This window comes from Planococcus sp. PAMC 21323 (assembly GCF_000785555.1).
In the GTDB taxonomy this organism is placed as follows: domain Bacteria; phylum Bacillota; class Bacilli; order Bacillales_A; family Planococcaceae; genus Planococcus.
The window spans coordinates 2694596-2716374 of the sequence record NZ_CP009129.1; the positions used below are offsets into that span (position 1 = coordinate 2694596).

General features: G+C 38.9%; 25 protein-coding genes and 1 riboswitch. Of the genes, 5 read left to right on the top strand and 20 right to left on the bottom strand.

Annotated features, from left to right (window positions below; all coding sequences use genetic code 11):
* Window positions 1–28 precede the first annotated feature (28 nt).
* From PLANO_RS13305 to PLANO_RS13355, 11 genes are all read right to left on the bottom strand, one after another.
* Window positions 29–511, bottom strand: a complete 483-nt coding sequence (locus PLANO_RS13305) for a DsrE/DsrF/DrsH-like family protein (protein WP_038704924.1) — start codon at window positions 509–511, stop codon at window positions 29–31.
* 140 nt (window positions 512–651) lie between these two features.
* Window positions 652–912 carry a metal-sensitive transcriptional regulator gene (locus PLANO_RS13310; RefSeq protein WP_038704925.1) on the bottom strand — a complete coding sequence of 87 codons (261 nt, stop codon included), beginning with the start codon at window positions 910–912 and terminating at the stop codon, window positions 652–654.
* 147 nt (window positions 913–1059) lie between these two features.
* Entirely contained in the window at window positions 1060–1443 is a 384-nt protein-coding gene (locus tag PLANO_RS13315) for a DUF302 domain-containing protein (protein WP_038704926.1), read from the bottom strand.
* Window positions 1444–1550: 107 nt separating this feature from the next.
* Window positions 1551–2933: an SLC13 family permease gene (locus tag PLANO_RS13320; protein WP_038704927.1), complete on the bottom strand. Its 1383-nt coding sequence runs from the start codon at window positions 2931–2933 to the stop codon at window positions 1551–1553.
* An 11-nt stretch (window positions 2934–2944) separates the two neighbouring features.
* On the bottom strand, window positions 2945–4444 hold the full coding sequence (locus tag PLANO_RS13325; protein WP_038704928.1) for a tripartite tricarboxylate transporter permease: 1500 nt from the start codon (window positions 4442–4444) through the stop codon (window positions 2945–2947).
* Between the two features lie 14 nt (window positions 4445–4458).
* Complete coding sequence (locus PLANO_RS13330) at window positions 4459–4917, bottom strand: tripartite tricarboxylate transporter TctB family protein (RefSeq protein ID WP_038704929.1); 459 nt, start codon at window positions 4915–4917, stop codon at window positions 4459–4461.
* Between the two features lie 65 nt (window positions 4918–4982).
* Window positions 4983–5993 (bottom strand): tripartite tricarboxylate transporter substrate binding protein, encoded by a 1011-nt coding sequence (locus tag PLANO_RS13335; protein ID WP_038704930.1) that lies wholly within the window; start codon window positions 5991–5993, stop codon window positions 4983–4985.
* Window positions 5994–6984: 991 nt separating this feature from the next.
* Window positions 6985–7659 carry a response regulator gene (locus tag PLANO_RS13340; RefSeq protein ID WP_038704931.1) on the bottom strand — a complete coding sequence of 225 codons (675 nt, stop codon included), beginning with the start codon at window positions 7657–7659 and terminating at the stop codon, window positions 6985–6987.
* Window positions 7660–7677: 18 nt separating this feature from the next.
* Window positions 7678–9252: an ATP-binding protein gene (locus tag PLANO_RS13345; RefSeq protein WP_038704932.1), complete on the bottom strand. Its 1575-nt coding sequence runs from the start codon at window positions 9250–9252 to the stop codon at window positions 7678–7680.
* 138 nt (window positions 9253–9390) lie between these two features.
* On the bottom strand, window positions 9391–9840 hold the full coding sequence (locus PLANO_RS13350; protein WP_038704933.1) for an OsmC family protein: 450 nt from the start codon (window positions 9838–9840) through the stop codon (window positions 9391–9393).
* Window positions 9840–10796: a carbohydrate kinase family protein gene (locus tag PLANO_RS13355; protein WP_038704934.1), complete on the bottom strand. Its 957-nt coding sequence runs from the start codon at window positions 10794–10796 to the stop codon at window positions 9840–9842. The genes PLANO_RS13350 and PLANO_RS13355 overlap by 1 nt, the downstream gene beginning before the upstream one ends.
* A 161-nt stretch (window positions 10797–10957) precedes the next feature.
* Here PLANO_RS13355 and PLANO_RS13360 point away from each other — a divergent pair, with 161 nt between their 5' ends.
* Window positions 10958–11521 (top strand): GNAT family N-acetyltransferase, encoded by a 564-nt coding sequence (locus PLANO_RS13360; protein ID WP_038704935.1) that lies wholly within the window; start codon window positions 10958–10960, stop codon window positions 11519–11521.
* Between the two features lie 68 nt (window positions 11522–11589).
* Here PLANO_RS13360 and PLANO_RS13365 read toward each other — a convergent pair whose 3' ends face one another.
* The 4 genes from PLANO_RS13365 to PLANO_RS13380 all read right to left on the bottom strand — a co-directional run bounded on the left by PLANO_RS13365 (window position 11590) and on the right by PLANO_RS13380 (window position 15112).
* Entirely contained in the window at window positions 11590–12414 is an 825-nt protein-coding gene (locus PLANO_RS13365; protein ID WP_038704936.1) for a MetQ/NlpA family ABC transporter substrate-binding protein, read from the bottom strand.
* Window positions 12415–12426: 12 nt separating this feature from the next.
* Entirely contained in the window at window positions 12427–13098 is a 672-nt protein-coding gene (locus tag PLANO_RS13370) for a methionine ABC transporter permease (protein ID WP_038704937.1), read from the bottom strand.
* Window positions 13088–14101 (bottom strand): methionine ABC transporter ATP-binding protein, encoded by a 1014-nt coding sequence (locus PLANO_RS13375; protein WP_038704938.1) that lies wholly within the window; start codon window positions 14099–14101, stop codon window positions 13088–13090. Before PLANO_RS13375 ends, PLANO_RS13370 begins: the two co-directional genes overlap by 11 nt.
* Window positions 14102–14169: 68 nt before the next feature.
* Window positions 14170–14274, bottom strand: a riboswitch (SAM riboswitch).
* A gap of 49 nt (window positions 14275–14323) precedes the next feature.
* Window positions 14324–15112: a carbon-nitrogen family hydrolase gene (locus PLANO_RS13380; RefSeq protein ID WP_038704939.1), complete on the bottom strand. Its 789-nt coding sequence runs from the start codon at window positions 15110–15112 to the stop codon at window positions 14324–14326.
* A gap of 85 nt (window positions 15113–15197) precedes the next feature.
* Between PLANO_RS13380 and PLANO_RS13385 the strand changes: the two genes are divergently transcribed.
* Window positions 15198–16361 (top strand): pyridoxal phosphate-dependent aminotransferase, encoded by a 1164-nt coding sequence (locus PLANO_RS13385; RefSeq protein ID WP_038704940.1) that lies wholly within the window; start codon window positions 15198–15200, stop codon window positions 16359–16361.
* A 70-nt stretch (window positions 16362–16431) separates the two neighbouring features.
* On the opposite strand, the gene lepB is transcribed toward PLANO_RS13385, so the two are convergent.
* Window positions 16432–16965: a signal peptidase I gene (gene lepB / locus PLANO_RS13390; protein ID WP_038704941.1), complete on the bottom strand. Its 534-nt coding sequence runs from the start codon at window positions 16963–16965 to the stop codon at window positions 16432–16434.
* Between the two features lie 226 nt (window positions 16966–17191).
* Here lepB and PLANO_RS13395 point away from each other — a divergent pair, with 226 nt between their 5' ends.
* Both PLANO_RS13395 and PLANO_RS13400 read left to right on the top strand, forming a co-directional pair.
* Complete coding sequence (locus PLANO_RS13395; protein WP_038704942.1) at window positions 17192–18211, top strand: SEC-C domain-containing protein; 1020 nt, start codon at window positions 17192–17194, stop codon at window positions 18209–18211.
* Window positions 18212–18484: 273 nt separating this feature from the next.
* Window positions 18485–19003, top strand: a complete 519-nt coding sequence (locus PLANO_RS13400; protein WP_038704943.1) for a DUF421 domain-containing protein — start codon at window positions 18485–18487, stop codon at window positions 19001–19003.
* A 48-nt stretch (window positions 19004–19051) separates the two neighbouring features.
* Here the strand turns inward: PLANO_RS13400 and PLANO_RS13405 are convergent, their stop codons facing one another.
* Window positions 19052–19531, bottom strand: coding sequence for an acyl-CoA thioesterase (locus tag PLANO_RS13405; protein ID WP_038704944.1), 480 nt, complete (start codon window positions 19529–19531; stop codon window positions 19052–19054).
* A gap of 96 nt (window positions 19532–19627) precedes the next feature.
* Here PLANO_RS13405 and PLANO_RS13410 point away from each other — a divergent pair, with 96 nt between their 5' ends.
* The gene (locus PLANO_RS13410; protein WP_038704945.1) at window positions 19628–20458 is read left to right on the top strand and encodes an AAC(3) family N-acetyltransferase; all 831 of its coding nucleotides are present in this window, start codon (window positions 19628–19630) and stop codon (window positions 20456–20458) included.
* Between the two features lie 14 nt (window positions 20459–20472).
* Here the strand turns inward: PLANO_RS13410 and PLANO_RS13415 are convergent, their stop codons facing one another.
* From PLANO_RS13415 to PLANO_RS13425, 3 genes are all read right to left on the bottom strand, one after another.
* Window positions 20473–21063 carry a Fic/DOC family protein gene (locus tag PLANO_RS13415; protein WP_038704946.1) on the bottom strand — a complete coding sequence of 197 codons (591 nt, stop codon included), beginning with the start codon at window positions 21061–21063 and terminating at the stop codon, window positions 20473–20475.
* Window positions 21056–21244, bottom strand: a complete 189-nt coding sequence (locus PLANO_RS13420) for a hypothetical protein (RefSeq protein ID WP_038704947.1) — start codon at window positions 21242–21244, stop codon at window positions 21056–21058. The genes PLANO_RS13415 and PLANO_RS13420 overlap by 8 nt, the downstream gene beginning before the upstream one ends.
* 144 nt (window positions 21245–21388) lie before the next feature.
* Window positions 21389–21751, bottom strand: a complete 363-nt coding sequence (locus PLANO_RS13425) for a DUF779 domain-containing protein (RefSeq protein WP_038704948.1) — start codon at window positions 21749–21751, stop codon at window positions 21389–21391.
* Window positions 21752–21779: the final 28 nt, after the last annotated feature.

The window sequence follows — 21779 nt, forward strand, 5'->3', positions numbered from 1 at the left end:
TTCATCTTCCCTTCTTCTTTAAATTTAATTAAATGAATAGGTTAACGTGGCCATCTTCCGCATCACCAAGGTAAGCTGCAACTCCTGCATACTCAATTCCGTCCAATAGTTCTTCTTGTTGCAAACCAAGGAGATCCATTGTCATTGTACAAGCAATCATTTTTACATCTTGCTCTTCTGCCATTTCGATTAATTGTGGCAATGATAATGCATTATGCTTTTTCATTACTTGTTTGATCATTTTAGGACCCATTCCACCAAACTGCATATTTGATAAACCAAGTTTATCTGCGCCTCTTGGCATCATTTTCCCAAACATTGCTTCTAAGCGACCTTTTTTCAAAGCAGGTGGATTTTCTTTTCGTAATGCATTTAATCCCCAGAAAGTATGGAAGATTGTTACTTCGTGATCGTATGCCGCAGCACCGTTAGCAATAATGTAAGCTGCCATTGCCTTATCATAGTCACCGCTGAATAATACGATCGTTGTTTTCTTTTGCTCTTGTGCCATTGTATTGCCTCCATTTAAATTACCCGTAGGGGTATTTATTTTCTCCAAAAAAAATAACGTTTTATAGTGGCGCCGCACTTTCTTGATACCCTACAGGGTATGTTAAAGCATATATTTTTATAAGTCAACCCTAATATTCATTATCGGCTTTTAACTAGTAAATCTACAGCTTCTTTGACCATACTTTCAGTGCTCTCGCCTTTTTCGATGCTTTCGCGAACACAAGTTTCAAGATTGTCGCTAACAATAACACCAATAGCACGATCTACTGCGCTTCTTACTGCTGAAAGTTGCATAACGACGTCTCTGCATTCTCCTTCGCTCTCAACCATTTTAATAACACCGCGTAACTGGCCTTCTATTCTTTTCAATCGATTTTCAACAAGTTTATCGTATTTCATATCAATGATGCCTCCTATTAATAAAATAAAGGATATCTTACTTACCCCTCATTTTATACCCCTTAGGGTATGTAGTCAACACATTAGATTATGATTGAAAGTCCCTTTGAAATAAAGACCAGCCCGCGTTTACATATTTATATCTTTTTATGCAGATTGATCAATACATTTGATTAAGCGTTGCTCGATGTCTTCAGCGATCGATTTAATGTTTTGATCTTCTACCATGCCAATCAAAGCAGTCGGCTTCGGCATTCCAATTTTTACTCCGTCGCTTTCTTTATAAACAACGATCTTACATGGAAGGAAATAGCCAATCATCAAGTTTTCCGATAGTACACGATTTGCTTCTTGTGGATTGCAAACTTCTAAAATTGTATATGGAGTATCAAAGTCTTCGCCCTTTTCTTGAAGTTTTGCAGTTAAATCAAAATTCCAAAGAACACCGAACTTCTCTGCCTTTAAGTTTTCCTCTAAGGCTTCAACGGCTTCACTCACTGTTTTTGATGTATCTACTGTGTAATTGAACATATCTTGGTTCCTCCTCATGATTTTTTCACTCTACAAGTACCCTACCCCGTATAAAATGCGTTAAACATATGAGTAACCTTGAGGTTTCTTTATCGCTGTTCTTTTACTCACCAAATAAATACTGCCCAAGTAATTGCGATTGTCATGATAACAAAACTCGAATAACTACCAATTATAAGTTGTTCTTTAAGTGAGAAAGCATTTTTTTGAAAAGCTAAAAATGTTGTTGGGGAGTGAATGGGTAGAATCGTAACACCACCAATAATCATAATCACTAAAAATGCACTCGCTAGTATGGACAAGTCAAGAATCTGCGCATAGTTCATAATAATAGGAAAAATAATAATCATTGATGTTGAGGGCACAACGAATAAGAAGCGCAACAAAAAAATAAAACCCGCAATAAAAACAAGATTGCCAAACTCCCCAAGTCCTTCTGGCAAAAAATTCATCAATTGTTCGGCTAACACTAAAGCCGTCCCATTCTTTTCAATTATGTAACCGAGTGAAAAAGATGAACCTATAAGCAAAAAGCTCTCCCAATCATAGTTTCTTACCGTTTTATTAGTGATTAGCCCATTTACTGGCATCCCATAATATCCTACTAATAAGAGCGGTGCTAAAATTAATGGCACTTGTTGATGATCTAAAACAATCCAACTAATAATCATAATTCCAAAAGGCAAGATAATCCACCAAAATCGAGGTGGAAGCTTTTCATCTCCTTCTATAGAAACCTCCGTATTAACAGGTTCTAAAGAATCGCTATGTTTCTTAAAGTAAAACCAGACGCTAAAACTAATAATTAGCATGGCAATCCATAAAGGCGGAGCAATACGCAAAAACCACCCGATCCACGAAATTTCAGTATCTGCGAAGTCCTTCAATAATTGTGCAGCCAGGATTGGAAATCCGCCACCGGTAAAAACAACCATTGTCGAATTTTGATTTAACATACCTATTAAGTACATGCAGTATTTACGAAATAAACTTTCTTGTCCAAAGCCGAACCGAGTATTTAACTCTTCAATAATTGGTTCAAGTATACGAAACCGAGCAACCGCTGAAGGCAAGAAAATGGGCATCCACAAAATGAGCAGAGGTAATCCGAACAAGATTGTTCGAAATCCACCTCTGCTAAATTTTAGAATAATATGCGCAAACACCCGATCTATCCCTGCACTTACTAAAGCAGCTGAAATAAGAGACAACACTAAAATAAAGTAAAGGGCACTCGAAAGAAATCCCGTAAAAGCTTCTTCAGGCTCATCTACTACACCGAACAACAACATCAGTCCAATCAGCACAAAACTCGATACTGCAATAGGCAGAGAACTAAGTGTCCAAAAATAGATAGCAATACTCAATAAGAGTAGCGTTAATTGCTGTTGCAGTGAATAAGTAGACGCTATATCGGTATACATGTAGAAGATAATAGCCAAACTCAACAGAAAAAATAAGCTCCAAAATCGAATTTTAGAAAAGACCACATTGTCCCTCCTTACATTTTAGCTAGTTTGCGACGTGTTCTCCATTTTAAAAGACCTGGAATAACTAGTGACAAGAAAGCAATCAGGATTAATGATAATGGCAATGGACTGTTAACAAAGATTGCTAAACTTCCATTTGAAATCGTCATAGACTGTCTGAATGCCTGCTCCATCATTCCTCCAAGGATAAACGCTAGGATAAATGGTGGTGCTGGAAAAGAAAATACGCGCATAGCAAAACCAAGTGCACCAAAAACAAGAAGCATGTAAAGATCAAATACATTGAAACTAATAGAATACACACCGATCAAACTAAACATGATCACCAATGATATTAATAATGGTCTCGGAATGCTCAGTATTTTGGCTAAGTAAGGAATCAACGGTAAGTTCAAGATTAATAGAAAAATATTCCCTAAATACATACTGGCAATAATTCCCCAAAAAATTTCTGGACGATCGGTCATTAATAATGGTCCTGGTTGAACACCTAACACAAGAAACGCTCCTAGCATAACTGCTGTCGTTCCAGAACCTGGAATACCAAGGCTCAATAATGGCACAAATGCACCACTCGTTGCGGCATTGTTCGAACTTTCTGGTGCAGCTAATCCTTTAATAGATCCTTTTCCAAATTCCTCTGGATTTTTTGAAATCCGTTTTTCAAAGATATAACTAATAAATGAAGCGATTGTTGCACCTGCACCTGGTAATACGCCGAGGATAAAGCCAACAAAAGACTGACGCGTCATAGGACCGCTCATTTCTTTCAAATCTGCTCGCGTCACTTTTAAACTACCGAGCTTTTGATCATCACTCAAGCTGCGATTTTTACGATTGAGTACTAACATGCAAACTTCTGCGATGGCGAATAAGCCAAGTGCAATAATTAAAAAGTCAAATCCATCAAATAAATTCACATTCCCAAAAGTAAATCGTTGAGTCCCTGTTTGTGGGTCAATCCCGATAGTGACGACCATTACACCAGCAACTGCAGCAATCATCGCTTTGATTGTAGAGCCTTCAGACAAACTCGATATGGCTGTTAACCCCATGAGCATTAATGCAAAATAAGCAGGTGGGCCAAATGAGATAGCTACACTTGATAATGCAGGGGCTAACAACATCAGCATAATAACGGATACGGTTCCCCCGAAAAATGAAGCAATCGCAGCAATCGCCAGTGCTTTTCCGGCTTTACCTTGCTGTGCCATTGGATAACCGTCAAAAGCCGTTGCAACAGTTCCTGATATCCCAGGTGCATTTAAAAGAATTGAAGAAGTCGATCCCCCAAACACAGCTCCATAATAAACTCCTGCCATCATGACAAGTGCAGGCGCTGGGTCCATTCCATATGTAATCGGAATCATAATGGCTATGGCGCTAATGGGTCCAAGACCTGGCATCATACCAATCAGCGTACCGACAATAACTCCGATTAAAACAAACAAAATACCTTCCCAACTTAAAGCAACTTGAAAACCCGTTATCATTCCATCAAAAGCATTCATAAAGTCCACACCTCCTAGATTGGTAAAATGCCTTTAGGTAACGAAATTCCTAAAGCAAAAACAAAAATTGCATACATTCCTAAAGGAAATAAAATTGAAACAATAATATTTGATTTCCACTTGGTATAACCTAAAAACCATGAACAGAAAAAGATAAAAACTGCAGTCATAATGACAAATCCAATGATTTCAAATAACAAAATGTAAAGAAAAATCATGGCAAAAACAGCTAGTAGCACAAGTAGTTCTTTTTTAGGAATATTACGTTTCTCTTTTTCCGCCTCAGTTTCAATGGCTTTCGAAAAAAAGAGCGCAATAGATAAAAGGATCATTAAGATGCCTAATCCTTTTGGTATAACATCAGCATCAATTGGTGCATAAGGATAATTTGGCAATTGAAAGCTTAAAAATAGGTAAATGGCTGCTATGACAAATAGGATTAGGGCTATTTTTCGATTGATCGTTAATGACATGTAAAACGCCTCCTTTATACTGAAAAGAAAGAAACCGAATAATGCTTATTCGGTTTCTCCTTTCTTTAGTTTCCTAAACCAATTTCCTCTAACAACACTTCGATTTCTTTGTATTCATTATCCAAAAATTCTTCATATTCTTCTGAACTTAAGAACATCTCGTTCCAACCATACTTTTTACGGACTTCAGCAAATTCTTCAGATTCACTCAACTCTTGGAACTTAGCTTCGTAGTATTCCACTGCCGCCGGATCCATGTTTGGCGGTCCGAAAAATCCGCGCCAGTTAATAAAGCTTTCATCAATTCCTTGTTCAATAGCTGTTGGGAAGTCTGAAAGAATTTCGCCTTCCATTCGTTCTTCAGCTGTCACACCAAGAACTTTAATGTTCCCAGCACGTACTTGTTCAACTACTTCACCGACACCCGTAGAAAACACATCCACTGAGCCGTTTAATACTGATGTTAATGCTCCACCATCTTGGTCAGATACATATTTGATCTTTTTTGGATCCACGCCTGCCGCTTTCGCAATACGAACAAACTGCATGTGGTCCATGCTTCCTGGTGAGGATGTTCCTACAACTGTTACACTCTCAGGATCTTCTTTCATTTGATCAAACAAATCATTCAAGTCTTCCCATTCACTATCTGCGCTAACTGCAAATGCGCCATAATCGGCAATCATATTTGCTAATGGCGTAAAGTCTTCATGACCATATTCAGACTGGCCATTTAACGGTACGAACATTAATGGAGGAGAAGAAACAAATAAATTATAAGGACTGTCGTCTTGTCCATGAATATATGCCCAAGCAATGGCTCCACCGCCACCTTCTTTATTAATTACGGTCATATTCTTTTCAATAATTCCGGTTTCCCCAAAAACTCTTGCCACTTCACGAGCTGTCGTATCCCAGCCACCGCCAGCTCCAGCCGGGGCTACCATTTCTATATTTTTTGTAGGTTCGAATGCACCACTTTCACCTGTAGTTTCATTCGTGGATTCTTCTGAGTTACATCCAGCAAATACTAAAGTGCTTGCCGCTAAAATTGTCGTAAGCATTGTTTTTTTCATCTGATTTCCTCCTCGTTTTTTAAGTAACTTGAGTATAACTTTGAATTTTCAGAATGTAACCGTTTGCAAAATAAGCTATTTAAAGAGTTTTAAGTTCTTTTTGTTCATAAAGTTCACTCAAAAAAGACTGATGAATAGCATCAGTCTTTACTGTCGAAAAAATTTACATATGCAGTTTAAGATGGCCTTAACCCGTGCTGGTGTCTTTTTTATAGACGAGTCGAAGAATTTTGAGGATTTTTTATAGATGAAGAGCGTACAAAAGAAAAGTAAGTGTGAGTCTGGGTTGTCCACATACACAAGTTTATGAAGTCTCAAAACCGTGCTGGTCACTTTGGGGATGACTCCCGCAAGAAGCCAGGGAAACCGCCTGTCTTCTTGCTTCGTATACCCCGTAGACGCGCCAGCACTAGTGTCTTTTTTATAGACGAAACAAATAAAGAAGAGGTATTGGAATAAATTTATTCCAATACCTCTTCTATCTACAGTCTATTGAAAATGTATAGTTGTGTATAACCACAACCGTTCCAGCCACTGCGCTTTCCATGGGCTCAGCTTCAGCCTCCTCGTCACTTGCGTTCCTGCGGGGTCTTCAGCTTTCGCTGTCCCATAGGAGTCTTCGTGGCCAGAACGGTTGTTAGCATATAGCTCCAATTAGAGAGAATAACCAGCGATTCCACTTTTCAAGAGGATTAATGAGTAATCACACAAGGATCCGAAGCGCAATGCGGCGAAGGGCAAAGATGTGCTCCTGCATCGCTGCGCTAGCTTCGTCGCAAAGGCTTGCCCTCACAGGTTTCGGACAATGCCTTTCCTGCGGAAAAACGGAGTGATGAGACCCCGCAGGAGCTTGCGACGAGGAGGCTCAGCACTTCGTCCGCGGAAAGCGTCCGCATGGAGCGAAGGATCCAGTATATAGGATAAGATGACTATTAATGCGTTAACTAACATAATAATTCTTTTGTCTACGAGCTGAGACTGATGTATAACATCAGTCTTTTTTCATATAATAATGTCGCTCTGGTCGTCCTACAATTCCGTATGCTAATTCCGCGTAGCATTCTTCGATCGTCACAAGGTGTTCTAAGTACCGGCGAGCTGTCGTTCGTGAAGCACCCATTTGTTCGCCCATTTTTTCAGCAGTGATGCCAGATGGATTGCCTGTTAAGATTTCTCTTACTTTTTGTAAAGTAAGAGGGTCAATCCCTTTTGCACCAATAGTCGGTTTTTGAACAAGTTCCACGCCAAAATAATTATCCAGAAATTGTTGGTCGATGTCGGGGGTGTTTTGAAGGGTTTTTTTGTTTTCTATGTATTTAACAATTGTCGACACGAATCTTTCTAATGTTGCTGGCTTGATGATTATACCTTTTACTCCTTTGCCTATAGCTTGTTCAATATAGCTTTTATCGTTTTCAGCGGATACTAATATAACATCTGTTTGTGGACTTAAAGAACGTATATCATCAATCAAGTCGATCCCTAAGCCATCAGGCATATAATTATCTAATATAATCAAATCGATTTTGTGTTCTTGTACTGCTTTTAAGGTTTCCTGACAATTACTGGCTTTGCCGAGTAATTGTGCTTCGGGTATTTTCTTAAGAAATTGCTCATGAATGTTCGCTACTCGAAAATCGTCTTCAGCAATATATACTTGGATCATTAACTTTCCCTCACTTTCTTATTTTGGTAAAAAGACAGTGAATACAGTGCCTTTTTCCAACTCTGAATTGACTTCTATGGTCCCTTGTAATTTTTCAACTGCTTGCTGCACAATTGCCAATCCGTACCCTCGGTCTTTTTTTCCAACTTTTGTTGAAAATCCTAACTTAAATAGTTTTTCCATGTGTTCTGCTGGAATTCCACGACCTGTATCTTCTACCTCAATGACCAAATCACGGCCTAAATCAGTAACAAAAAAAGAAACTTCTTTAACGGGTCTTTGCACTACTTCTTCAATTGCGTTGTCTATCAAGTTCCCTAAAATGTGAATCAGTTTGGCAATATCAAAGTGTTCTGGAAGTTCTTCTAAAGAGCTATTTTCATCAATGAGTAGTTCTACTTTATTTTCAGATGCCTTCCCCATTTTCCCAAGTAAGATAGCTTGCACTTTTTTATCCTTAATATGGTCCAGCATATATTTCGTCTGATTTTCATGAATCTTTGTTTCTTGTTGGATCAACTCAATCGCTTCATCTTTTTGTCCAAGTTGCAGCAATCCTGAAATTGCATATAACTTATTAGAATACTCATGGGTTTGAGCGCGTAATCCTTCTGAGTATTGCCGAATCTCCGATAAAGTTTCCAACACTTCTTGAATATCTGTTTTTTCACGGAAAGTTGAAACTGCACCTACAATTTCATTTTCATGCATAATTTGTGTACGGTTGATAATCAGTACTTTATCGCCAATTAGCATTTCTTCATTGCGCATAACTTTATCCTTTTGCAACGCTTCTTTCATTCGGGAATGAGGTAGAACCTCGGCAATATCCGAATTGATAACGGCCTGTGTGAGCCCAAGCATGTTTTCCGCAGATTGGTTGATTTCAGTAATTTTCCCTTGGTTATCAATAGCTACTACTCCCTCTACTATTGAAGAAAGTAACGCTTCCCGATCACGAAACATCGCGGCTATTTCCCTTGGTTCCAGTCCCATTGTTTCTTTTCTAATATTTTTAGCTAATAGAATACTTCCAACTACACCAATTACTAAAGCCAATAAAACAAACTTTAAAAGCTCTATACTTTTTTGAATGATGATTTGCTGCACATCTTCTAGTAGATAGCCGACTGAAACTAGCCCAACCACATTTCCATTACTATCAAAAATTGGAGCTTTTCCTCGTAAACTCGGTCCTAGTGAACCCTCCGCTTCAGAGGTATAAAATTCAGCATTTGATAATGCACGATCATTGTCGCCACCTACCATCACTTTACCAATTTTCTCTGGTGAAGGGTGGGAATAACGAATTCCGTTTTTATTACCTACTACGATAAATTCTGCACCCACCTGCTTTCTCATATACTCAGCTATTGGTTGGATGGTTTCTTCTGGATTGTCATCGTCCATCGCCTCTACAACGCTAGGCATAACCGAAATACCTATTGCGGTTTCAAGTGCACGTGTTCCTACATTACCTTTGGTATCACCAACTTCGTTATAAATAACAATGCCACCAAAAAAAACCGTAACAAATAATATCAATGACATACTTAGTAATATAATTTTTGTTTGAAGCGATAAATTCCTCATAATCGATACTCCTACAAGATACTGAATTTTTAATATTTGTAGTCTATCATACTTCATGTGAAGAAAATGCTCCTTTTCAAGACAATACCAACAAAAAACTTCATCCACTAGTTAAGGGATGAAGTAAATGGTCATGCGTTAGTTTTCTTTCCGAATATCTGCTTGCAGTTCAATTTCCACATTGCCTTTAATCGCACGTGTAATCATACATGAGCTTTCGGCTTTTTCTGCTAGTTTTTGTGCGACCGCCAAATCCTTCTCTGAAGCATCGCTGTTTAACACCAATTTGGGTTTGTGAATAATACGCTTATACGTTATGACACCTTTTTCAACTTCGACAATTCCTTCTGACTCCATCGTCAGCGATTGCTTTTCCAATTTGCTGCGCTCTAGCATTGCAGCAAGCGTGATGATGTAGCATGTGGCCGCAGCACCCAATAGCATCTCATCAGGGTTCGTACCGACTCCTGGTCCATCCATTTCTGGTGGAATCGAGATTTGCGTTTTTAAATTACCCGTGCTAATTTCTCCTACATCATTTCGTAGACCTGGCCAATTCGCCGTTAAATGAAAACTATGCAATGCCATTACATCTCTCTCCCTTTGTTTCTATTTTTATTCAATTCTTCAATACGCGGCATCGCTGTTAATGCACCTGCTTTTGTTGCACAAAGTGCTCCCATTTGATTGCCAAAGTTGGCACATTCCATGACTTCCTGTTGTGTGGTAGGCAAACCATACAAATAGACGTGACGAAGAATTCCTGCCATAAATGCATCTCCTGCTCCTGTCGTATCTACAGGTTGGACGGGAACAACTGGCACATGAATCGTTTGGCCTTGAAAAACTGCATACGTACCATTCTCCCCATCTGTTACAAAAACCAGTGGAATCGCATTGCCGGACAGTCGTTCGATTCCCTCTTCAAGTGATTCTGTCTTCATTAAAAAAGCAAGCTCTTCTGTTGTCAGCTTAATGATATCAGCCACAGGTAAAAATTTCATGACAGTTTCACGACAATACTCTTCACTTTCCCAGCGCAACGGCCGAATATTGACGTCGTAGGAACAAATAACACGATGCTCTTTGGCTAGTTCAATAGCCTTTTGCGTAGTCGCTCTCGCCTCTGGGTGAAAAAGAGTTCCCGAACAAAAATGAAATGCACACGCTTGCTCAAAAGATTCCGTGCTCAATTGTACACCTGTCACTTGAAGGTCCGGAGTTTCATTTACATAGGAAGCAAACACGCGATCAAACTCTGGCGTCAAATGAATGTAAACGCCACTGACTCTTTTTTCCGGAATCATAATCGCATGTGTTAAATCAACACCTTCACTTAGTAATTCATTACGCACAAAAGTAGAGGTCTCGTCTTCCCCTGTGATTGTGACAAAACTAGAAGGTACACCTAAACGGCTAATACCTGCAGCTACATTTACTGTAGCTCCACCGAGATGACGATTAAACGATTTGTTAGTAGTATCTGCGGCAATATAGTCCACAAACGCGTCTCCATATGTGAGGACGTATTTCTTGTTTTTCATGTAAAACTCTCCTTTATGTAAAAAGCATTCTTCATTGATATACTAGTAGTTGAGCGAATTCTGAGTAACATTAGAAGACTACATAACACGAATTCACTTTATTGTACTCTTCATTATTTCAGGCATAGCTGTTTTTAATCAAGTAAAAGGAGGTTTCCACCTTGGAAATCAGTATACGACAAGCACGACCAAGTGATGCTGAAAAAGTGGCGCCACTCATTATTAATGCAATTGGTGACATTGCGAATCACATGACGGCACAAAAAGAACCCGAAGCGGTACGGAAAAAAGTCGAAGAAATGGTTCGCGGAGAAAATACACGTCATAGTTACCGATATACATATGTAGCAACTTTAGATGGTGGAATTGCGGGCATTTTAGTCTTCTATCACGGAAATCAAGCTGAGGCATTAGATCGTTACTTAATCAAACAGTTGAAAAAGCAGGGACATGAGCGCAAAATCGAACCTGAAGCCCATACTGACGAATGGTATATCGATACTGTTTCGGTCGATTCGGCATATCAAGGAAAAGGAATTGGCTCAACATTACTTGATTATGCAGAAAAACTTGTATCATCTGACGGAGGTGGCAAGCTTTCTCTTAACGTTGATATCGATAAAGAAGGAGCTATCCGTCTTTATAAACGCCTTGGTTTTACTATTTCAGAACCATGGACAATTATCGGGGAACCTTTCCATCATATGGTGAAAATCGTTTCTTAAAACGATATAAATAATAGAAGAAAGCCGCTCCAGAAAATCTGGAGCGGCTTTCTTCTATTTAAATACGACTATTTTTTCTCAGTCATCCATTGAGGTTTACCAAAACCCTCAAAATTTTCATCAATTACCTTTTCAAACTCTTCTGATTCTACAATTCCGATTATATCGTTCGCTAATTCACTATCTTCATTTTCTGCTTTAACCGCTACTAAATTACGGTATTGATCAGGCATATTTTCAAGTGCTAATGCATCCAATAAATCCATTTCAGCTGCTAATGCAAAGTTTCCAGGAACCGCAGACAAGTCAGATCCTTCAACTGCACGTGGCAATTGTCCAGCTTCGATTGGTTGGAACACGAGATTTTTTTTGTTTGTAATAACATCTCTTTCTGAAATTTTTAAATCATCTACTTCTGGGTCTACTTCGACTAGACCTTGATCTTCGAGAATCTGTAAAGCACGCGCTGCGTTAACTGGATCGTTGGGAATGGCGATAGTTGCGCCGTCTTCGATATCTTCTAACGTATCAAATTGATTTGAATAAATGCCCATTGGTGCTGTTGGCACAACAATTAAGCCCGACAAATCCATATTGTTTTCTTTTGAAAAATTCTCTAAGTAAATGCTGTGCTGGAACAGGTTAGCATCAATATCGCCGCCATCAAGTGCGATGTTTGGCTGAATGTAATCGCTGAATTCTACTAGTTCAACTGTATAACCTTTTTCTTCAAGACCAGGAACGATGGCTTGTTTTAACATATCGCTATAAGGCCCTGCTGTAGCTCCTAGTTTAATATCTTTTGAAGGTTCTTCTGTTGTTTCGTTTTCTTCACTACCGCATGCTGCTAAAGCCAATGCACTTGCTGCTACAATTAATCCAAATTTTTTCATGTCATTCTCCCCTTATCGTTTATCTATCGCTTTCGCTGTATAGTCTCCTGCTTGTTGAATTACTTGAACCAGTACGATCAAAATAACGACCGTGACAATCATGATGGTGTTATCGTATCGATAATAACCAAAGCGAATGGCTAAATCGCCTATACCTCCGCCACCTACAACACCAGCCATAGCTGAATAGGCGACTAAGCTAATGATGGTTAACGTAATCCCTTGTACGATACTTGATTTTGCTTCAGGAAGTAACACGTCTTTAATGATCATCCATGGTGTAGCACCTACTGCAATCGCTGCCTCAATTACACCTTTGTCAATTTCACGAAGTGAGTTTTCTACAATTCGAGCAAAAAAAGGAATAGCTGCAACAGATAAAGAAACGCTTGCGGCAACTGGACCAATTGTTGTTCCTGTGATTAATTTCGTTAGCGGAATAAGTGCCACTAACAAAATGATAAAAGGAATGGAGCGTACAATGTTTACAATAAAGCCCACCACTGAATTTACTGGACGATTTTCTAGGAACAAACCTCGATCTGTTATAAACAATAAAATGCCAAGTGGCAATCCAATAATCAGTGACACCGATAGCGAGATGCCGATCATCATCAATGTTTGGAAAAATGCTGTTTGTATTTCTGGCCATAATTCAATAATTCGTCCCCATTCAATTCCCACTCGATATCACCTCCACGATTGCCGCTCTATTTTCTAAATACCGCAATGCCTCCATAACTTCCATTTCAGCGCCTTTCAACTCCATAATAAAGACGCCAAGTGGTCGTTCTTGAATATACTCGATAGCTCCGTGTAAAAAGTTGCCTTTTACCGAAAAGTTCTGCAACATATCGGAAATAACGCCTTCGCCTGCTACACCACCTTTAAATAGCACTTTCACTAAAGTTCCTTTAAATTCTTTCAAAATATGTATTGGAACATTAAAGGATACGACACTAGAAATAAATTCTTTCGTTAGCTCCTTTTGAGGATCTGCAAAAATATCGTATACTTGTCCTTCTTCAATGACTCGTCCGCCTTGCATAATAGCCATTCGATCACAAATTTCTTTTACAACATTCATCTCGTGAGTGATTAACACAATGGTGATGTTCAATTTCCGATTAATTTCTTTCAAAAGACGCAAAATGGATAAAGTCGTATTAGGATCGAGTGCTGATGTTGCTTCGTCACATAACAAGACTGCTGGATTATTTGCTAATGCCCGTGCGATGCCAACTCGCTGTTTTTGACCTCCACTCAACTGTGCCGGGTAAACGTCTCGTTTATCAGACAAGCCAACCATTTCTAGCAGTTCTTCTACACGTGTTTTAATCTCTTTAGAAGGTGTACCAGCCGCCCGAAGTGCAAAAGCGATATTGTCATAAACCGTCTTTTGACTAATCAAATAAAAATGTTGGAAGATCATACCGATTTTCAATCGTGCTTTTCTTAATTGATTGCTGCTCAACTTAGTTAAGTCTTTGCCATCGACTACGACACTGCCAGAGCTTGGTCGCTCAAGCAAGTTGATACAGCGAATCAGTGAACTTTTCCCAGCTCCTGAATATCCAACAATCCCAAAAATCTCACCTTTTCTGACTCTAAGTGAAACCTGATCTACTCCAGTAACGGTGCCGTGTTTCGTTATGTACGTTTTCGTTAAGTTCTCAATATGTATCATAGCTTCCCCCTAGCAACAAAAAGATGCCTCTTTCATCAAGAAAGAGGCATCGAAAAGTTTATTTTCTCGACTTATCTTCCGGAACGCTTTCACATTCCGCAGGACTTGGCACCTTCCCAATTGGGGGTTGCCGGACGTCATAGGGCCTACCCCTCGGTCTCTCTTGATAAGTTAGTTTATTAGATTGGATTTTATATTACAGACATGTTTTCAAAGTGTCAATTAAATTTTGAATGTTTCGTATAATTTTTCTCGACGATCGTCAAAGACCGGGATTCGTTTGCGGACTTCTTCAACTTCTTGTAAATCAATTTCCGCATACCCTATGCCTTCTTCTTTTTTCATGTCTAATCGAATTTCTCCCCAAGGAGCTATAACCATCGTGCTGCCACCAAATTCGTTTTTGGGGTCACTGCCAATACGGTTAACTGCAACGATAAAGCATTGGTTTTCAATTGCACGTGCTTGCAACAGAATACGCCAATGATCGATTCGAGCTTCTGGCCATTCTGCAGATACGAATATAAGCTTCGCATCGTTTAACGCCTGTGCACGAATCCACTCAGGAAAACGAATATCATAGCAAATAACCCCACCATAAACGACATTATCCAATTTAAATGTACCGAGAGTATCTCCTTCTTCTAAATGAATGTGTTCATCCATTAATCCAAAACGATGCGCTTTGTCATATTCAGAAACAAGCTCACCTTTTTTATCGACGACATACATCGTATTATAAAAACCATTATTTTTCTCTGTTGAAACAGAACCTCCAACAATGTTTACTGACTTTTCTTTTGCGAAGCTTTTTAACATCTCCACTGTTCGGTTTGTACTGTCCGCTAACGTATCAAGCTCTGTTAACGCATAACCTGTATTCCACATTTCGGGTAGAACAATGGTATCTGCCCCATTTTCAGCAGCTTCCGCTAAATAGTTCAATACTTGCTGGTAGTTCTTTTCTGGTTCCCCAAATACAATATCCATCTGAACACATGCAACCTTCATATTCTCTCCTCCAGTAGACAAGATAACCTAAATTCTATAAGATTCGGAGTAGAAGTGCAATTATTTCGAAAATGAGGAGAATTATATGGACTTTTCTAACCGTTTACAAAATTTACCCACTCAATTTTTTGCATCCCTCGTTGCAAAAACTAGCAAAGCCGTCGCGGAAGGACGCGATGTCATTAACCTTGGACAAGGCAACCCTGATCAGCCGACACCCGGCCATATCGTTAAAGCATTGCAAACTGCAGTGACAGATCCCAAAACACATAAGTACTCACCCTTTCGTGGAATTTCAACTTTGCGACAAGCTGCAGCAGATTTCTATAACCGCGAATATGGCGTCGAGATAGACCCTGATTTAGAAGTCGCAATTATGTGTGGAACCAAAATTGGTTTAGTGGAATTGCCATTAGCATTGCTAAATCCTGAGGACCTCTTATTGTTACCAAACCCGGGCTATCCTGATTATTTATCTGGCGCCCCTTTAGCAAATATTGATTTTGAACTGATGAAATTAAATCCGCAAAAAGGCTATTTGCCAAATTATGAAGAGTTATCTGAAGATATTTGCTCCCGTGCAAAATTAATGTATTTAAATTACCCAAACAACCCTACTGGTGCAGTAGCCACCAAAGAATTTTTTGATGAAACTATTGCTTTTGCAAAAGAAAATAATATTGCTATTGTTCATGACTTTGCTTATGGTGCTGTTGGTTTTGAAGGCAAAAAACCTGTTAGTTTCTTACAATCTGAAGGCGCAAAAGAAGTGGGCATTGAAATGTATACTTTATCGAAAACTTACAATATGGCTGGCTGGCGTATTGGGTTTGCTGTTGGGCATTCGAAAATGATTGAAGCGCTAAACTTAATTCAAGATCATTTATTTGCTGGGTTATTCCCCGCTGTGCAACTTGCTGCAGCAGAAGCTTTAAACGCCGATCAGCAATGCGTGGATGATTTAGTAACTCTCTATGAAAAACGTAGAAATGTACTTGTCACAGAGTGCGCCCGTATTGGGTGGGAAATAACAGCTCCACAAGGCTCGTTCTTTGCTTGGTTACCTATTCCAACAGGTTTTACGAGTGTTGGATTTGCTGATTACCTTCTTGAAAAAGCTGATATCGCAGTCGCTGCCGGCAGTGGTTTTGGAGATGGTGGTGAAGGCTTTATCCGTGTTGGATTGCTTGTTGATGAAAGCCGTATTGTTGAAGCATTAAAACGAATTGAGAAACTCGAGTTATTTTAAACAGCAAAAGACAGCTTCCCGTTTTTAGAGGAAGCTGTCTTTTGTTATCTATGAGATAAATAGAATGGGTTTATTCGACAATACCGATATGTTCAAACGGGGAAATTCGAACTTTCACTTCCCCTACAATACTCTTTTCAGAAATAAATCCTAAAACTCGAGAATCGGTACTGTTCAAGCGATTATCTCCCAACACATAATAAGATTCCGCGGGTACAGTAAATTCTTTTAAATCCTCTGTTAGTCGTAGCATTCCCATTCGCTTTGCTGCTTTTAAGTTTTTTTCTAAATAAGGCTCGACTACATTTTCTCCATTTATATACAACTGATCATCGTTCATGGAGATAACATCTCCTGGAATACCAATTACTCGCTTAATAAAATTAACGCCATTTGGTGCAGTAAAAACAATCATATCAAAATTTTCTATTGAATAAATTTTTGCTAAGACGACTTTGTCATTTTCTTCAAATGTAGGCATCATCGATTCTCCATGAACGGCTACTGGTTCAAACAGAAAATGCCGTGATAGTAGGACAATAAGCACCGTAGTTATGATGACCCGCATCCAGGACATAGATTCTTTTACAGGATCTTTATACACCTTGTCTCCCCCTATTATCCTTTAATATCTTTATTATAATACGGCTTGTGCTTTGTGCCTACTATATGGGATTGCGTTGAAAGTACGACTAGATCTTCGGATGTGTTAAACTTTTTCTAGTGTATTATTTTCGTTCTGCGTATTGGAACTACAAGGTCTGAATCGTCAGACTTTTGAGCCCTTCGCAATTTTATGTTACACTCAATAAAAAATGTAGGTGATTAGAATGGTAGGAAGAAATGATCCATGCCCATGCGGTAGTGGCAAGAAATACAAAAAATGTCACGGAAAACAAGAAACTGTATCTATCAACGATTTGGTTAATGAAGAACTATTCAAAGTACGTCAACAGTTCTTCTCGGAAAACCCAAATCAGACACATATTACTGAATTCCGTGAGTTACAACAAGAATGGCAGCCCCATTTGATGAAATCAATGGCTGAAAACGATGCACAAGCATTTGTTATTGAAAACTTCTTGTTCATGAAAAAACCTGAACTATGGGAAGAATTTCTTGATAAGCAAGTTGAACTTGCTCAACGTCCAACAACAAAAGAAGTACTTGAAAATTGGAAAGACGTAAAAGTATTCCTTGGACAATATGTTAAAGGAGATACAGAGAAGGCTCAATTCACAGATGTTTTCACTGGTGAAACTCTTGAAATGGTCGATCAACCGCCAACTGATATGGAAAATGGACAAGGCTTATTAGCAATTCTACTTCCAGATTCACGTGTTGGTGAAAAAGGCGTTCTATTCTTGAACGGCTATTTAACAGTTGTTGGAGAGTTTACTCCATTCTTCGAACAATTAAAAGAGCAAATTGCTGCTGAAAATGCTTCACAAGACGAAAGCTATTTACGCGATAACTACTTAACCATTGTTGAGAAAATCGTTAAATATTCGACAGGCAGTGTAGAAGAAAGCATCAAACTTTCTCCAGAACATGACGCTGTTATGGCTGAACTTGATAAGCATATTGAGAAAGCTGATTTTGATGAAGAAACTATTGACAATATCACAAGTATTTTAAATAGTTATCTAGTAAGCCAACAACCAACTGTCCAAAAACCTGAAGCTCTTGTATCAGGATATTGGAGATTCTTGCAGGATCATGAATTGGTAAAAGGCCCGATGCTATCTTCAAAAGACTTGAGTGAAAAATTTGGCGTATCTTCAAGCACTATCTTGAAACGTTCTAAAGAATTCAGCGCTTATTTCGAAGAATTATTAGCTAAAAAATAAAAATATTTCAATATAACAACAAAAAGAGTAGCCGGGGGGCTACTCTTTTTTGTTTGTTGATAACTTTAAAGGGAATTATAAAAGAAATCGGTGTAAGAGTGTAAAACCGCTGTCCATAAGTAAAACTCTCTATTTTTATCATCTTATACACATTAAATCTATCTATTTTGTGTGCTATGTGGATAAGTTTTTCGAATTTTATTAATTTTATTGCAGAAAAGAAACTTATTAACATGTGGACAATTTCATTAAATATAAAAAAGGAGGATAAATATGTTCGAAATTACGCTTAGCAGTTTTATACGGATTGTTACAGTCGGTTTTTTAGCTTATGTAGGACTTGTTATTTTACTTCGGGTTTCAGGCAAAAGAACGTTAACTAAATTGAATGCCTTTGACCTAGTAGTTACGGTAGCTTTAGGCTCTACGCTCGCTACCATATTACTCAACAATAGCATAAGCTTACTTGAAGGAATGACTGCTTTTGGATTGCTTATCGTACTACAATATTTAATGACTATTTTTTCTATCCATTTCGATTGGTTTAACAATCTTATTAAATCAGAACCACGCCTCTTGTATTTAGATGGAACTTTCTTAAGAAGTTCTATGCGCAAAGAACGAATCACGGAAATAGAAATTCTTCAAGCCATTCGAAATACAGGATTTGGATCTACCGAAAAAGTAAAAGCGGTTGTACTCGAAACAGATGGCAGTTTATCAGTGATTAGTAGCGAAACAGGCAATGCTTTAGAAAATGTTAACTCGGAAGTAGATGGGAACGAGACATAATTTAATCCGTATAAGAAAAAGTGCATGGATTTTACTCCATGCACTTTTTTATGGTCTAGGTGGCTTTACGCGCATTTTTCGATATTCTCGTCTTGCAGGCGCTGTATCAAAAAATAATTTTTCACCTACTGATTCTGGTAGTACAGCTGGCACAGGTGTCGGCTTGCCGTCATCTCCCATTGCGACCATCGTCAAGAATGATTCTGTAGTTAATTTTTCTTCACCAGTTTGTAGGTTTTTCGATTTCACTCGAACATAAACTTCCATAGAAGTGCGTCCTGTCGAAGTCACGTTCGCTTCTAGTTCTAAAACATCTCCAACTTTAGCTGAAGACAAAAAATCCACCGAGTCAATTGATGCTGTGACAACAACTTGACGACGTGCATGCTTCATTGCGGTAATCCCTGCAATTTCATCTATATACGCTAGCACTTTGCCTCCAAAAATAGAATTCATATGATTTGTATCGGGAGGAAGAACGAGCTTTGTCTGAATAGTTCTTGAATCTTTCATTGGTCTTGCTTCCATTGTTATCAATCCTTTCTATAATCACTCTGCTATCGGAAATTTCCCCAAAACAAGAGCCTTTCCTTTATAATATATTGAAATGAGGAGGAATACTTTATGTCAGAGTTATTGAACATTTTAAACACCCCAGAGTTTCAGTCGAAAACAACATTGATGCATCAGCTTCACAATCATGGCATCGTGGCTGGAGACCAAGTGATGGTTCATTCATCCTTAAAGTCTATGGGATGGATCGCTGGAGGCGCACAAGCGGTCGTTGAAGCCTTGATGGAAACTATTACAGAAAAGGGCACAATCATTATGCCCGCACAGTCTGCGGACAACTCAGACCCTATCAACTGGATGCAGCCACCAGTTCCTGAAAATTGGCACCAATCGATTCGTGAGCACCTCCCTGCTTTTGATCCTCACTTAAGTGGACTGCGTGGTATGGGAAAAATTGCGGAATGCTTTCATCGACAGCCTAACACCATCCGAAGCCCACACCCTTCTCATTCGTTTATGGCTTGGGGAAACCATGCCAGCGATTGGATGAGCGAGCAACCCATTGATGATTCTTTCGGTGAAAAATCACCATTAGCAAAAATGCTGAAGGCCAAGGTCAAAATCCTGCTGATTGGTGTTGGTTTTGATTCGTGTACCGCTCTTCACTATGCTGAATTTGTTCAAGAAAATCGGTCGACATCACCACAAGGAGCCGCTATGATGCAAAATGGGGAACGCATTTGGCAAACCTATGATTGTGTCGATATGGATTCAGAGCGTTTTCCAGAAATCGCTAAAGATTTTACCGGAAACATTTCCAAAGGAGTTTTAGGCCAAGCGGAAACACAAATCGTCGATATGAACGAGCTTATTGAATTTGGAATCGAATGGATCAAGGAACATCCTACAGCACAAAACATAGAAAATGCCAGCACTCTTTGAGCAGCTGGCGTTTTTCATGGCGTAATAACTTCAGATAATAGCCTTTCTAAACGATTATTGTCCTTATTGAATGAATCAACAAAAGCATTAATAATCTCTGCAGGTTCTATTGCTTTATCCCACTCTAATTGGTAACCCGCATTTAATAGCAGCTGCCGTGCAAATTCACGAATACTACGCCCATTTCCTTCTCGGAAAGGATGCAAAGCATTTAGTTCCGACAAAAAATAAGCAAGCCTACTAATTAACTGTTCTCGTGACAACTTCTTTAAATAATTTTCAGCTGCTAATTCACTAAAAATTTTCAGCAATTGTGCTTCGATATGTTTAGGATGAGCAAAAGAAGAAGATCCTTTAGAAATCATTTCCTGTCTCAATTCTCCAGCAAAAGGATAGACATCTTGAAGAATAGATTGATGAATGGCTAAGTAAGCTTTAACGTCTAAGGGATCTGCTGTCTTTTTTAACTGCAGCTCTGCCAGACGAAACAACGAATAGACTTTTTCAAGATCTTTCAGCTTTTCTTCATCTTCCACATCAAACAAATTGATCAACACGTCCGTGCCAGGGTAACAATACATTGAAGTATGTTGATATTTAGACATTAAACTTCCTTTTGATGGCCTGATGAAATTGTGCTTCCGTCCGTTCACCAGTTAGTACCGACCGAACAAAATTCTCATCCTCACTTGTCACATCAAATCCTTCAGTAATTAAAGAATGTGAAGCATAAGAAATTGCATGGTTGGCTTGTTCATGGGAAACTCGGTTTGCTAAATTCGTCAACGGGATGACCACCTTTCATGTAGGAATTATACCATTTTCCAAACATTTTTTCTATCATCACCCCTTGTTCTATCAAGGTTTTTAAAGATTTTTCTATATTGAATGCCATTAAAAAAACCCGGATGCATCTGCATCCGGGTCGGTTTAAACTTGTTGTTTCAATTCTTCATTTTCTTCGGCAGTAAAAGCTCTCGATCTCGTTAAAAACCGCTTACCTTCTACTCCTTCGAGTGAAAACATTCCACCGCGTCCTGGCACAACGTCAATAATCAATTGTGTATGACTCCAATAGTCAAATTGGTTTTTGTGCATATAGAATTCACTGTCTGCTATAACTCCCATTAAAATGTCTTGCTCTCCGACAAATAAGTCGCCTTTCGGATAACACATTGGGGAGCTACCATCACAGCATCCTCCGGATTGATGGAACATGACTGGACCATGCTTTTCCTTCAGCAATTCGATCAATTCAATAGCAGCATCTGTCGCAATTACGCGTTCGACCATTGCTATCCCTACTTTCTGGTAGTCTTTA

What these genes read in the sequence shown, in the direction of transcription:
- PLANO_RS13415 (WP_038704946.1), bottom strand. Translation starts at nt 21,063, where the DNA reads ATGTCTAAATATCAACATACTTCAATGTATTGTTACCCTGGCACGGAC.
- PLANO_RS13355 (WP_038704934.1), bottom strand. Translation starts at nt 10,796, where the DNA reads ATGAAAAACAAGAAATACGTCCTCACATATGGAGACGCGTTTGTGGAC.
- PLANO_RS13335 (WP_038704930.1), bottom strand. Translation starts at nt 5,993, where the DNA reads ATGAAAAAAACAATGCTTACGACAATTTTAGCGGCAAGCACTTTAGTA.
- PLANO_RS13380 (WP_038704939.1), bottom strand. Translation starts at nt 15,112, where the DNA reads ATGAAGGTTGCATGTGTTCAGATGGATATTGTATTTGGGGAACCAGAA.
- PLANO_RS13400 (WP_038704943.1), top strand. Translation starts at nt 18,485, where the DNA reads ATGTTCGAAATTACGCTTAGCAGTTTTATACGGATTGTTACAGTCGGT.
- PLANO_RS13345 (WP_038704932.1), bottom strand. Translation starts at nt 9,252, where the DNA reads ATGAGGAATTTATCGCTTCAAACAAAAATTATATTACTAAGTATGTCA.
- PLANO_RS13305 (WP_038704924.1), bottom strand. Translation starts at nt 511, where the DNA reads ATGGCACAAGAGCAAAAGAAAACAACGATCGTATTATTCAGCGGTGAC.
- PLANO_RS13385 (WP_038704940.1), top strand. Translation starts at nt 15,198, where the DNA reads ATGGACTTTTCTAACCGTTTACAAAATTTACCCACTCAATTTTTTGCA.
- PLANO_RS13310 (WP_038704925.1), bottom strand. Translation starts at nt 912, where the DNA reads ATGAAATACGATAAACTTGTTGAAAATCGATTGAAAAGAATAGAAGGC.
- PLANO_RS13330 (WP_038704929.1), bottom strand. Translation starts at nt 4,917, where the DNA reads ATGTCATTAACGATCAATCGAAAAATAGCCCTAATCCTATTTGTCATA.
- PLANO_RS13410 (WP_038704945.1), top strand. Translation starts at nt 19,628, where the DNA reads ATGTCAGAGTTATTGAACATTTTAAACACCCCAGAGTTTCAGTCGAAA.
- PLANO_RS13375 (WP_038704938.1), bottom strand. Translation starts at nt 14,101, where the DNA reads ATGATACATATTGAGAACTTAACGAAAACGTACATAACGAAACACGGC.
- PLANO_RS13425 (WP_038704948.1), bottom strand. Translation starts at nt 21,751, where the DNA reads ATGGTCGAACGCGTAATTGCGACAGATGCTGCTATTGAATTGATCGAA.
- PLANO_RS13340 (WP_038704931.1), bottom strand. Translation starts at nt 7,659, where the DNA reads ATGATCCAAGTATATATTGCTGAAGACGATTTTCGAGTAGCGAACATT.
- PLANO_RS13395 (WP_038704942.1), top strand. Translation starts at nt 17,192, where the DNA reads ATGGTAGGAAGAAATGATCCATGCCCATGCGGTAGTGGCAAGAAATAC.
- PLANO_RS13315 (WP_038704926.1), bottom strand. Translation starts at nt 1,443, where the DNA reads ATGTTCAATTACACAGTAGATACATCAAAAACAGTGAGTGAAGCCGTT.
- PLANO_RS13405 (WP_038704944.1), bottom strand. Translation starts at nt 19,531, where the DNA reads ATGGAAGCAAGACCAATGAAAGATTCAAGAACTATTCAGACAAAGCTC.
- PLANO_RS13365 (WP_038704936.1), bottom strand. Translation starts at nt 12,414, where the DNA reads ATGAAAAAATTTGGATTAATTGTAGCAGCAAGTGCATTGGCTTTAGCA.
- PLANO_RS13350 (WP_038704933.1), bottom strand. Translation starts at nt 9,840, where the DNA reads ATGGCATTGCATAGTTTTCATTTAACGGCGAATTGGCCAGGTCTACGA.
- PLANO_RS13325 (WP_038704928.1), bottom strand. Translation starts at nt 4,444, where the DNA reads ATGAATGCTTTTGATGGAATGATAACGGGTTTTCAAGTTGCTTTAAGT.